Genomic DNA, 11,800 nt, shown 5'->3' with positions numbered 1-11,800 from the left:
CGACAAGAAGGGCGAGAGTGCGCTGACCGGCCACTCGATCCGCAACCAGGGCGATGCCGATGTCCTGTCGAAAATGCTGATCCATGAAGATCCCAAGGTTTTCGTCTTCAACAAGCCGGCGGGCCTTGCGGTGCAGGGCGGCTCGGGCGTCACCCGCAATGTCGACGACATGCTGGAGGCCTGGCGCAGCCAGAAGGGCGAGAAGCCCAGACTGGTTCACAGGCTCGACCGCGACACTTCAGGTGTTCTGGTCGTCGCCCGCACCCGGCTGGCCGCCATGAAGCTCTCGGAAGCGTTTCGCGCCCGCGAGACCAAGAAGACCTATTGGGCGCTGGTCAAGGGCGTGCCGCCCAAGCGCGAGGACAAGATCTCGACCTGGCTGATCAAGGAGCCGACGCCGGACGGTGACCGCGTGCGTGTCGCCGCGCATGGCGAAAAGGGCGCCGATCACGCCGTCTCCTACTACCGCATCATCGAGCAGGCTGCGCAGACGATGACCTGGCTTGAAATGGAGCCCTATACGGGCCGCACCCACCAGCTTCGTGTCCACGCCGCCTACATCGGCTGCCCGATCCTGGGCGATCCGAAATATTTCGAGGCCGACACCAACTGGGACTTTCCAGGGGGCATTCAAAACCGCCTGCATCTGCACGCCCGCCGCATCATCATTCCGCATCCCGACAAGGGCGTCATCGATGTCACCGCGCCAATGCCGCCGCACATGCGCCAGAGCTGGAACCTGATCGGCTTCGACGACGCCAGCGCGGAGGACTGATCGTGAGCGGCGCCAGTGACGCGCTCGACCGGCGCGACACGGTCGACATGGCCGCCGCCGCCATCATGGTCGGGCTGACCTTTTCCTGGGGGTTGAATTACGTCGCCGCCAAGATCTCCTACGCTGGTTATGACCCGGTCTTCCTGTCGATCGCGCGCTCGATCATCGGCGGCCTGTGTGTCTTTGCCTGGTGCCGGTGGCGCGGCATCGCGCTTTTCACGCGCGACGGGACCTTGCTCGCCGGCATCGTGGTTGGCGCGCTTTTCGGCATCGAGTTCCTTTGCCTTTATGTCGGCCTGGAGCATACGACCGTTGCCCGCAACACGCTGCTGGTCAACACGATGCCGTTCTGGATGCTGCTCGGCGGCCATTTCCTGCTCGGTGAGCAGATCACATTGAGGAAATTCCTTGGCCTGCTGCTGGCCTTTGCCGGCCTTGTCGCGGTGTTTTCCGACAAGCTTGGCGGCGGCGGAGACATGCTGTTCGGCGATCTGCTGAGCCTCGGCTCCGGATTCTTCTGGGCTTTGACCAACATCCTCATCAAGCGGTCGAAGCTGGTCGAGGCGAGCGCCGAGAAGCTTCTGCTTTACCAACTCGCCGGGGCAGCGATCGTCGGCATATTGGTGCTGCCTCTCGCCGGCCCGCCCGTTCGCGACCCGACCGTGCTGCCGACCTTGGCGCTGCTCTTCCAGGCTGTCTACATCGTCGCCTTCACCTATGTGCTGTGGTTCTGGCTGTTGCGGCGCTATCCGGCGTCAGGCCTGTCCAGTTTCACTTTCCTGTCGCCGGTTTTCGGCGTGCTGTGCGGCGCCATGTTCTTGAATGAGCCGCTGACCATGCGCATTTTCCTGGCACTTGGCCTGATTGCCGCCGGCCTGATCATCGTCAACCGGCCAGTGCGCAAGCTGACGCCGGTGTAAGAGAGACCTTCTATGCGTGACATCCTCAACGACCTTGAAGCGGGCAAATATCTTTCGGATCCGGATCCGGTGCGCCGCGCCCAAATCCAGATGAAGACGCCTCTGCCGAAGCGCTTCTACAAGACCGTCTCGGTCGCGCCGGTCGAAGGCGGCTTTGCCGTGCATCTCGACGGCAAGCCGGTGCGCACGCCGGGCAAGGCGCTGCTGGCAGTGCCTACCGAGGCGGCAGCCGCGCTCGTCGCCGACGAGTTCGCCACCCAAAGCGAGACCATCAATCCGGTGACCATGCCGGTGATGCGGCTTGTGAACACCGCCATCGATGGCGTCGCCAGCGACCCGCAGGCGGTGCTGGAAGACATTCTGCGCTTCGCCTCGTCCGATCTGCTCTGTTACCGCGCCGACGCGCCGCAAGGGCTGGTGGAGCGGCAGAACCAGCATTGGGACTCGGTGATAGACTGGGCGAGGGGAACACTTGGGGTGCGCTTCAATCTCGCCGAGGGCATCATCCATGTCGAGCAGCCGCGTGAGACCATCGCGGTGCTGGGCAGCCATCTTGCCAAGCGAACAGAGCCGCTGCGTCTCGCCGCCATCCATGTGATGACGTCGCTCACAGGTTCGGCGCTGCTGGCGCTGGCTGTCGATTTCGGCGAGATCGACGCTGAGGCTGCATGGGCCGCGGCTCATGTCGACGAGGACTGGCAGATCGAGCATTGGGGGCAGGACGCCGAAGCCGTTGCCCGCCGCGCGGCTCGCAAGCACGACATGATGGCTGCTGTCGGCCTGCTGGAAGCGCTCAAGGGCTAAGGGTTTCCCAGCTCGCCCGGTTTCATTCCGCAGCGCACCTAATACCAAAGTCATAATCCCAAAGACGCGCTGCCTTTGGCGGGCGCTTTCTGTCATTTTTCCCGAATGGCTGTCGTTGAGTCCGTGCTCGGAGGAGAACGCGGACGGTGTCGCGCAGCATCGAGAACGGGTCTCACGGGAGGATAACGAAATGGCAATAGCATCGACCGCCGGCGGAGCAAGCCGCGCCATGACGCGGGAGGAGAAGAAAGTCATCTTCGCTTCCTCGCTCGGCACCGTTTTCGAATGGTATGATTTCTATCTCTACGGCTCGCTGGCAGTGTTCATTGGTTCGACCTTTTTCAGTCCAGCCATCCCGGAAGCGACCCGCAATATCTTCGCGCTGCTGGCTTTCGCTGCCGGCTTCCTGGTGCGCCCGTTCGGCGCATTGCTGTTCGGCCGCATCGGCGATCTTGTCGGCCGTAAATATACCTTCCTCGTCACCATGACGATCATGGGCCTGTCGACCTTCCTGGTCGGCTTGCTGCCTGGCTATGCGACCTTGGGCATCGCCGCTCCGGTGATCCTGATCATCCTGCGCATGCTGCAGGGCCTGGCACTGGGTGGCGAATATGGCGGCGCGGCCACTTACGTCGCCGAACATGCGCCGGACAACCGGCGCGGCTACTATACCTCGTGGATCCAGACCACGGCGACGCTGGGCCTGTTCCTGTCGCTGGTTGTGATCCTGATCGTACAGGCTTCATTGAGCAAGGAAAACTATGCTGCCTGGGGCTGGCGTATTCCGTTCCTCGTATCCTTCCTGCTGCTAGGCATCTCGATCTGGATCCGGCTTTCGCTTTCCGAATCGCCGACCTTCCAGCGCATGAAGGATGAGGGCAAGGGCTCCAAGGCGCCGCTGACGGAAGCCTTCGGCCAATGGAAGAACGCCAAGATCGCACTGCTGGCGCTGCTCGGCCTCACCGCCGGTCAGGCCGTGGTCTGGTACAATGGCCAGTTCTACGCGCTGTTCTTCCTGACCAACGTGCTCAAGGTCGACGCGCAATCGGTCAACATCATGATCGCGATCGCCCTGGCAGTAGGCTCGATCTTCTTCGTCGTCTTTGGCTGGCTCTCCGACAAGATCGGCCGCAAGCCGATCATCATGGCGGGCCTTGCCTTAGCGATTGTATGCACCTTCCCGCTGTTCAAGGCACTGACCTGGGCTGCCAATCCGGCGCTTGCCACAGCCCAGCAGAACACGCGGGCGACGGTGACGGCGGCACCTGGAGATTGCAAGTTCCAGTTCAATCCGGTGGGTACCGCGAAGTTCACGACATCCTGCGATATCGCGACCTCGTTCCTGACCAAGAACTCGGTTCCCTATGACGTCGTGTCGACGGCCGCCGCCGGCACACCCGCATCTGTCAAGATCGGCAACGAGACGGTCGAGTCCTATGACGCCATCGCCGCCGGCGATCAGGCCAAGGCCAAGGAAGCCGCCTTCATCAAGGCCGTCAACATGTCGCTGCAGGACGGCGGCTATCCGCTGAAGCGCGCGGCAGCCAAGGTTGCGGACCAGAAGCTCGATGCGTTTGTTGCCGCCAACCCGGAACTGAAGCTGGATGCCGCTGCCATCCGTGCCGGTGAGAAGGCGACGGTGCCGATCGACCAGGCAGTCAAGGACAAGCTGCTGACCACCGACGAGGCGGCGGGCGCACCCGAAGTCACCGTCTACAACATTCCGGGTGGTGGCGCGTTCGCCATGTTCGCCGATCCTGCAGCAGTGAACTGGCCAATGACGATCGGCATCCTGTTCATCCTGGTGCTGTTCGTGACCATGGTCTACGGGCCGATCGCGGCGATCCTGGTCGAGATGTTCCCGACCCGCATTCGCTACACCGGCATGTCGTTGCCCTATCACATCGGCAATGGCTGGTTCGGCGGCCTGTTGCCGGCAACCGTGTTCGCGCTCAGCGCCTACAAGGGCGACATCTACTATGGCCTTTGGTATCCGGTGGTGATCGCGGCGATAACGCTGGTCATCGGCATGATCTTCGTCAAGGATACGCTCGGCACCGACCTGCACGCCAAGGAGTAGGCAGGCCCGGTGTTCAAAAGAAAGCCCGGCGCGAGCAATCGCGCCGGGCTTTCTCTTTTCAGGCCAATTCGTTGGCGAGGGCTGCTGCCCTTTGTGTCAGCTCTTGCGGCCCCGGGTCTCATCCTCGATGGCTGCCTCATGGTACCAGCCGTCGCCGAAGTCTGCGCGGGCACCACGCAGCGAGGCAAGCTCTGCCGCAAACTTAGCCTTCCCGCTCAAATTTGAGGCAGAGAGGCGCGCTGGCGCCGGGAACATCAAAATTTTGGCCGACGGTCGTGTGGAAATGATTTCCATTGCCGGGTTCCTTTCTTCCGCCGAACCTTTTCGATTCAACTTGATCTGAAGATAAGGTCTGCAATCAAGTTAGGCAATATGCCTATGAAAAGATCAGCATTTGCACACTATTTGTGCAAAGAACGACTGTGATTGATCGGAACGCATCGCTTAGGCGGATCACCGACTTTGAGTGGATACCGGGTCAATTTTGCCGCACCCTCCACACCAAGAATGGCACACGAATTGCATTTTAAGAATGCGGCAGGCCGGCTGCTGACGGCAGACGCATGTCGACGCCGTTCAGTGTTCGGTGATCAAGCAACGAGAGGCTAGAATGACGAAATACAAGCTCGAGTATATCTGGCTCGATGGATATACCCCGGTCCCCAACCTTCGCGGCAAGACGCAGATCAAGGAATTCGCCGAATTCCCTGATCTCGAGCAGTTGCCGCTGTGGGGCTTCGATGGTTCCTCGACCCAGCAGGCCGAAGGGCACAGCTCCGATTGCGTGCTGAAGCCGGTTGCGGTCTATCCGGATCCCGCCCGTACCAACGGCGTGCTGGTCATGTGCGAAGTCATGATGCCCGATGGCGTCACGCCGCATGCCTCCAACAAGCGCGCCACCATCCTCGATGACGAGGGCGCCTGGTTCGGCTTCGAGCAGGAATATTTCTTCTACAAGGACGGCCGGCCGCTCGGCTTCCCCGAGAGCGGCTATCCCGCACCCCAGGGTCCGTACTACACCGGCGTCGGCTATTCCAATGTCGGCTCCGTTGCGCGCCAGATCGTCGAGGAGCATCTCGACCTCTGCCTCGCCGCCGGCATCAACCACGAAGGCATCAACGCCGAAGTGGCCAAGGGCCAGTGGGAATTCCAGATTTTCGGCAAGGGCTCCAAGAAAGCCGCCGACCAGATGTGGATGGCCCGCTATTTGATGCAGCGCCTGACCGAGAAGTACGGCATCGACATTGAATACCATTGCAAGCCGCTCGGCGACACCGACTGGAACGGCTCGGGCATGCACGCCAATTTCTCGACCGCCTATATGCGCGAAGTCGGCGGCAAGGCCTATTTCGAGGCGCTGATGGCGGCCTTCGACAAGAACCTGATGGATCACATCGCCGTCTACGGCCCGGACAACGACAAGCGTTTGACCGGCAAGCACGAGACCGCGCCGTGGAACCGGTTCAGCTATGGCATTGCCGACCGTGGCGCCTCGATCCGCGTGCCGCATTCCTTCATCAAGAGCGACTACAAGGGTTATCTGGAAGACCGCCGTCCGAACTCGCAGGGCGACCCCTACCAGATCGCCTCGCAGATCCTGAAGACGATCGCCTCGGTTCCGGCAAGCGCTCAGGTTTCGGCCGCCGCGTAAGCGTTTCGACTGCATGACAAGAAGACCCCGGCGTTTCGCGCCGGGGTTCTTTTTTGGCCGTTACCCGGCTGACGGCATTCCTGGTAAAACATACCCAGAAAAAGTCAGGGAATTCACGCGGTCGCAAATCGCCCGGAAGTTCTGGCCGCAGCCATGTGAGCCTCCGGCGATCGCTCCCTATAAAGCCCGGAAAAGCGCCTTTTCCAGCCCTTATCTGGGGCAATGGACCTTCCATAAGCATCTGTTCATACAGCAGAATCGGTCATTCGCGGCCCGGCTTGCAGCGTTGACAGATCACGCTACGGCATGCGTATTCGCAGGCCTTGGGGTTACGTCACGCAATGCTGTTCGGACGGGCGGGGTTTTCTGAACGGCGGCATTGGCGTGGGCGCCGGACGAGCGGTCACTGTAGCCTGAGACAGTGCTCCGCTCGCTCCTGGCTCCAACGTTGGCGACCGACCGGCCGCCTTGATCTTCACCGGACATCGCCGAGTAGTGATTGAAGTCACCGGACCGACGCGCACAGGCCGGCCGCTCCGATGGACCGTGGGTCTAGAATCCAGGCATCGTATGATCGTCGAAGACGAAAGACCAATATGGCTGTCCATGCGTGGCTGCCGCGCAGGCGAGACATGCCGGTCGGCTGGCAATTCCTATTGGAGCGCAGCAAAAAGCCCTTGAAAGAGGGAAGTCTTTCAAGGGCTTGGTTATTATGGCGTATCTTAGTCTGAGATTGAAGCCTCAGACAGAGTAATACATATCGTATTCGACCGGATGCGGGGTCATTTCGAAGCGCATCACTTCGGCCATCTTCAGCTCGATGTAGCTGTCGATCTGGTCGTCGTCGAAGACGCCGCCGGCTTTCAGGAAGCCGCGGTCCTTGTCGAGGCTTTGCAGGGCTTCGCGCAGCGAGCCGCAGACGGTCGGGATCTTCTTCAGTTCCTTCGGCGGCAGGTCGTAGAGATCCTTGTCCATCGGCTGGCCGGGATGGATCTTGTTCTTGATACCGTCGAGGCCGGCCATCAGCAGCGCGGAGAAGGCGAGGTAGGGGTTCGCGCCCGGATCGGGAAAGCGGACCTCGACGCGCTTGGCCTTCGGCGACGAGCCGAACGGGATACGGCAGGACGCCGAGCGGTTGCGCGCCGAATAGGCGAGCAGAACCGGCGCTTCGTAACCCGGCACCAGGCGCTTGTAGGAATTGGTCAGCGGGTTGGTGAATGCGTTGATCGCCTTGGCATGCTTGATGACGCCGCCGATGAAGAACAGGCAGCTTTCCGACAGACCGGCATATTCATTGCCGGCGAAGGTCGGCTTGCCGTTCTTCCAGATCGACATGTGGACGTGCATGCCCGAGCCGTTGTCGCCGAAGATCGGCTTCGGCATGAAGGTCGCCGTCTTGCCGTAGGCATTGGCGACCTGATGCACGACATATTTGTAGATCAGCATCTTGTCGGCGTTGCGTACCAGTGCGTCGAACTTGATGCCGAGTTCGTGCTGCGCCGCCGCCACCTCATGGTGATGCTTTTCGACGCGCACGCCCATCTCGGCGAGCACGGTCAGCATTTCCGAGCGCATGTCCTGCGCGCTGTCGATCGGCGGCACCGGGAAGTAGCCTCCCTTGACGCGCGGACGGTGGCCGAGATTGCCGGTTTCGTAGTCGGTGTCGTCGTTCGACGGCAGTTCCGTGGAGTCGAGCTTGAAACCGGTGTTGTAGGGATCGGCCTTGTACTTCACGTCGTCGAAGACGAAAAATTCGGCTTCCGGGCCGACAAAGATGGTGTCGCCGATGCCTTCGGCCTTCATGTAAGCCTCGGCCTTCTTGGCCGTGCCGCGCGGATCGCGGTTGTAGGATTCACCCGAAACCGGATCGAGGATGTCGCACAGGATGACCATGGTTGACTGGGCGAAGAACGGATCCATGTGAACCGTTTCCGGGTCGGGCATCAGCACCATGTCGGACTCGTTGATGGCCTTCCAGCCGGCAATCGACGAGCCGTCGAACATCACGCCATCGGCGAACATGTCTTCCTCTACCTCGATGACATCCATCGTCACGTGTTGCAGCTTGCCCTTCGGGTCTGTGAAGCGCAGGTCGACGAATTTCACGTCGTTGTCCTTGATCTGCTTCATGATGTCTTTGGCTGTCGTCATGTCGTGTATCCCTGTGTGATGACTTTTTTTGATGATGACGTTTTCAGGAGGATGGGGCGGTCGGTTCAGACCGCGTCCATGCCCGTTTCGCCGGTGCGGATCCGCACGACTTCCTCGATGTTGGAGACGAAGATCTTGCCGTCACCGATGCGGCCCGTCTGGGCCGCCTTGCGGATGGCCTCGATGGCGCCTTCGACCGCGTCGTCGCCAAGCACGACCTCGATCTTCACCTTGGGCAGGAAATCGACGACATATTCGGCGCCGCGGTAGAGTTCGGTATGGCCCTTCTGACGACCGAAGCCCTTTGCCTCGGTGACGGTTATGCCTTGCAGTCCGGCCTCCTGAAGCGCTTCCTTCACTTCGTCCAGCTTGAATGGCTTGATGATCGCTTCGATCTTTTTCATGTAAAAAGTGGCCTCCACTGCCAAAAAAACGGGTTGTGACCCCCCGCTTGCGCCTCCATCAAGCACGAACTGTGCCAATTCAGCGGATTCGAAGCGGTCTCATAAGATTTCAAAGCCACGCCGCACCGGGATGCAAATTCGCGTCATTCGCTGCACCGGAAGCGGCATGGGCTGCCAGAGCCTACACAGCGCCAGCACCCGCGTCCGCACAAAAATCAGGCATATCGCCTATCCCGCAGGCAATTTTCTGCCCGCGATGCCTTCGTGCCGACGTTATGGCTGCAGATCTCGGCAACTCCCCCTTGTTTGCTTAGGATCGAAATTGGACAATGCGCGATAGCATGCGGATCGGCAATCCATGAGCAACGAACTTCTTTCCCCGGCCGAAATGAGCGAGGCTGATCGGCTGACGATCGCGGCCGGTCCGGCCGATGGAATCAGCCTGATGCGGCGCGCGGGCGAAGCGGTCGCGACCGAGGTGCTCAAGCGCTATCCCTCGGCAAAGCACATCCATGTGCTCTGCGGGCCCGGCAACAATGGCGGCGATGGCTATGTCGTCGCACGCCTCCTGGCCGGCAGCGGCGTCGGCATAACGATCTGGTCATCCGGAGCGCCGAGGCCGGAAAGCGATGCGGCGCTCGCCGCCGCGGAATCGCTGGTCAAGTCCCGGCCGCTGTCTGATTTCGACGCCGAGTTCGGCTCGATCGTGATCGACGCGCTCTATGGGGCAGGGCTGTCCAAGCCGCTGTCCGGCGATGCCGCGAAAGCTGTCGATACCGTGACAGCCCTGCGCCTGCCTGTGGTCTCGATCGACCTGCCGTCGGGCGTCTCGGGAGCCAGCGGCGAAATATTGAGCAGGGCGTTTCGTGCCGAGGTCACCGTCACCTTCGCGCGGAAAAAGCCCGGCCACTTGCTGCTGCCGGGGCGCGGGCAATGCGGTGAGATCGTGCTCGCCGATATCGGCATCGATGACGGCATCATCGCCCAGCTCGCCGTCTCGACCTTCGAAAATGTGCCGGACCTGTGGTTGCGGGAATTTTCGGTGCCGGCGGTGGACGCGCATAAATACAAGCGCGGCCATGTCGGCGTCTTTTCCGGCGGTCCCAGTGCTACCGGCGCAGCGCGGCTGTCGGCGATGGCCGCCGCGAGAAGCGGGGCAGGGGCGGTCACCGTGCTGTCGCCTGGCAATGCCATGCAGGTGAACGCGATACACCTCACCTCGATCATGCTGCGAGAGGCGGGGTCACTCGAGGAGGTGCAGGAATTTCTGACGGCGCGCCATCCCGAGGCGCTGGTGTTTGGACCGGGGCTCGGGCCAAAGCCCAAGGTCGGCGATTTCGCCCTGCAACTGATCAAGACCTTGGCGGAGGGTGCACGCGCATCGCAAACTGCAAACCATGGAGGAGCGATCGTGCTTGATGCTGACGCCATTACATCTATGGCCCATCAGCCGCAGGCGCTGTTCGAAGCCGCCCGTCACCTGAACGCGCCAGCGTTGGTGATCACGCCGCATGAGGGTGAATTCGGCCGCTTGTTCCCAGATATCGCCGGGGACAAAACCAGGTCGAAATTGGACAAGGCGCGAGCGGCTGCCGCGCGGGCCAACGCAACGATCGTCTACAAGGGCGCCGACACGGTCATAGCTGCGCCTGATGGCAAGGCAGCCATCAATTCCAATGGTGCGCCGTGGCTGGCCACAGCCGGGTCAGGCGACGTGCTGTCGGGCATCATCGCCGGTCTGCTCGCACAAGGCATGCCGCCCTTCGAGGGCACCTGCGCGGCGGTGTGGCTACACGCTGAAGCCGGCAGCCGGTTCGGACCCGGCCTGATCGCCGAGGATCTGCCGCTGGCGCTGCTGCCGGTGTTGCGTGAACTCTTCGACGCGCGCACGGCCGCTCCATGAGCCGTCCCTTTGCTCTTTTGCTTGCCACTTTCTTTATCGCCTTCGTGGCGTCGACGGCGCGCGCCGAAGGCCCTGTAACCGTCGTCGACAATCCGGCGGTGCTCGCCGCGCTCGATGCCGGGGGTTTTGGCTTCGCCGATGTTTTGGGGGTTGACGGCGAGGACGGTCTAAAGACGCTCTACGGCGAGGCGCCCGCCTATCACGCCATCGTCGACATCGTTGCCTCCGATGTTGCAGCGCTCCGCGCCGAGATGAAGGCCGGCGGGCGGCCGCTCTACGAGGTCACCGACGGCAATGTCGGCCGCATCATGGACATGCGCTGGCTGAAGACCGATGCCGCGCGCTTCCGGCTGGTCGGCGTCGTCAACCGGCTCGACCGTCGCGACTTCACCATGCTGCAAGGCGACAGGAGCTGCGGCGAGGTGCGCTTCATCTACCGCCTGGCCTACAGTTTTCGCAAGAACGGCAAGCTGCTGGCATCGCGCCTGCCGTTCAATTTCAATGCCGTCTACAGCGCCGCGCCCGATGCCGATGGCGGCTGCGTCGGCACTGCCGGACGCTGGACGCCACAGCTTGACGAGAGCGTCGATGCCGGCTGGCTGACCGGCGGGCCGCTGGAGAAGGCCGGGCTGACCTTCAAGCAGCTGGAGCTCAACGCGCAGGTGGTGCGCTTCCCGTCCGGCCAGGAAACCGAGTTCGGCGGGCAGGCGGCCTATCTCATGCGGGTATTCGGCATCGATGGCGCTGCTATCAGCGAGAAGCCGCTGGAGAACACGCCCGACACCGCACGGCTCTCGCAGGACGCGGCGCTGAAAGCACGGCTTGCCGCCTATGTCGGCGCCAATCTGCCGGCGGTCGACGAAGGCGTCTATGAAATCCCCGACGAGTTCCTGGCCAGAAAGATCATTTCATGGTCGACCTTCGGCAGCGCGCGGCAGGCCAATCATCCGTTTACGCAATTATTCCAGCCCAAGGAATTCGCACCGCTCGATTATTCCGCGCTGAAACTGGTGCGCACGCCGGAAGCGCTGGTCGAGCGGCTGGACAACGGCGCCTGCCAGGGTTGCCATCAGGCCGGTTCGACCGCCGGTTTCCATTTCATCGGGCTAGAC

General features: G+C 61.8%; 9 protein-coding genes and 1 pseudogene. 7 read left to right on the top strand and 3 right to left on the bottom strand.

Annotated features, from left to right (window positions below; genetic code table 11):
- From EOC06_RS21960 to EOC06_RS21945, 4 genes are all read left to right on the top strand, one after another.
- A partial coding sequence (locus EOC06_RS21960) for an RluA family pseudouridine synthase (protein ID WP_164898685.1) occupies positions 1-775 on the top strand: 775 nt, incomplete at its 5' end.
- A 47-nt stretch (positions 776-822) separates the two neighbouring features.
- Positions 823-1,695, top strand: coding sequence for a DMT family transporter (locus tag EOC06_RS21955; protein WP_164748929.1), 873 nt, complete (start codon positions 823-825; stop codon positions 1,693-1,695).
- Between the two features lie 12 nt (positions 1,696-1,707).
- Positions 1,708-2,499, top strand: a complete 792-nt coding sequence (locus EOC06_RS21950; RefSeq protein ID WP_128308772.1) for an ATP12 family chaperone protein — start codon at positions 1,708-1,710, stop codon at positions 2,497-2,499.
- Positions 2,500-2,689: 190 nt separating this feature from the next.
- The gene (locus EOC06_RS21945) at positions 2,690-4,579 is read left to right on the top strand and encodes an MFS transporter (protein ID WP_127321607.1); all 1,890 of its coding nucleotides are present in this window, start codon (positions 2,690-2,692) and stop codon (positions 4,577-4,579) included.
- A 96-nt stretch (positions 4,580-4,675) separates the two neighbouring features.
- Here EOC06_RS21945 and EOC06_RS21940 read toward each other — a convergent pair whose 3' ends face one another.
- Positions 4,676-4,873, bottom strand: a complete 198-nt coding sequence (locus tag EOC06_RS21940) for a DUF2735 domain-containing protein (protein WP_128308771.1) — start codon at positions 4,871-4,873, stop codon at positions 4,676-4,678.
- Between the two features lie 316 nt (positions 4,874-5,189).
- Between EOC06_RS21940 and EOC06_RS21935 the strand changes: the two genes are divergently transcribed.
- On the top strand, positions 5,190-6,230 hold the full coding sequence (locus EOC06_RS21935) for a glutamine synthetase beta-grasp domain-containing protein (RefSeq protein ID WP_127260164.1): 1,041 nt from the start codon (positions 5,190-5,192) through the stop codon (positions 6,228-6,230).
- Between the two features lie 741 nt (positions 6,231-6,971).
- Here EOC06_RS21935 and glnA read toward each other — a convergent pair.
- Both glnA and EOC06_RS21920 read right to left on the bottom strand, forming a co-directional pair.
- Positions 6,972-8,381, bottom strand: a complete 1,410-nt coding sequence (glnA, locus tag EOC06_RS21925; protein ID WP_127269124.1) for a type I glutamate--ammonia ligase — start codon at positions 8,379-8,381, stop codon at positions 6,972-6,974.
- 65 nt (positions 8,382-8,446) lie between these two features.
- Positions 8,447-8,785 (bottom strand): P-II family nitrogen regulator, encoded by a 339-nt coding sequence (locus EOC06_RS21920; RefSeq protein ID WP_006205430.1) that lies wholly within the window; start codon positions 8,783-8,785, stop codon positions 8,447-8,449.
- A gap of 358 nt (positions 8,786-9,143) precedes the next feature.
- On the opposite strand from EOC06_RS21920, the gene EOC06_RS21915 reads away from it, so the two are divergent.
- Positions 9,144-10,688 carry an NAD(P)H-hydrate dehydratase gene (locus EOC06_RS21915; RefSeq protein WP_128308770.1) on the top strand — a complete coding sequence of 515 codons (1,545 nt, stop codon included), beginning with the start codon at positions 9,144-9,146 and terminating at the stop codon, positions 10,686-10,688.
- A pseudogene (locus EOC06_RS21910) lies at positions 10,685-11,800 on the top strand (hypothetical protein); the annotation flags it as partial. The gene EOC06_RS21915 and the pseudogene EOC06_RS21910, both read left to right, overlap by 4 nt.

Source organism: Mesorhizobium sp. M7A.F.Ca.MR.362.00.0.0 (assembly GCF_004023175.1).
Classification (GTDB): Bacteria; Pseudomonadota; Alphaproteobacteria; order Rhizobiales; family Rhizobiaceae; genus Mesorhizobium.
Note: the sequence above shows the minus strand (reverse complement) of the source record. Positions and strands in the feature narration are given on the sequence as shown.

Coding starts and splice junctions, on each gene's coding strand:
- EOC06_RS21955 (WP_164748929.1), top strand. CDS start 823: ATGGCCGCCGCCGCCATCATGGTCGGGCTGACCTTTTCCTGGGGGTTG.
- EOC06_RS21950 (WP_128308772.1), top strand. CDS start 1,708: ATGCGTGACATCCTCAACGACCTTGAAGCGGGCAAATATCTTTCGGAT.
- EOC06_RS21945 (WP_127321607.1), top strand. CDS start 2,690: ATGGCAATAGCATCGACCGCCGGCGGAGCAAGCCGCGCCATGACGCGG.
- EOC06_RS21940 (WP_128308771.1), bottom strand. CDS start 4,873: ATGGAAATCATTTCCACACGACCGTCGGCCAAAATTTTGATGTTCCCG.
- EOC06_RS21935 (WP_127260164.1), top strand. CDS start 5,190: ATGACGAAATACAAGCTCGAGTATATCTGGCTCGATGGATATACCCCG.
- glnA (WP_127269124.1), bottom strand. CDS start 8,381: ATGACGACAGCCAAAGACATCATGAAGCAGATCAAGGACAACGACGTG.
- EOC06_RS21920 (WP_006205430.1), bottom strand. CDS start 8,785: ATGAAAAAGATCGAAGCGATCATCAAGCCATTCAAGCTGGACGAAGTG.
- EOC06_RS21915 (WP_128308770.1), top strand. CDS start 9,144: ATGAGCAACGAACTTCTTTCCCCGGCCGAAATGAGCGAGGCTGATCGG.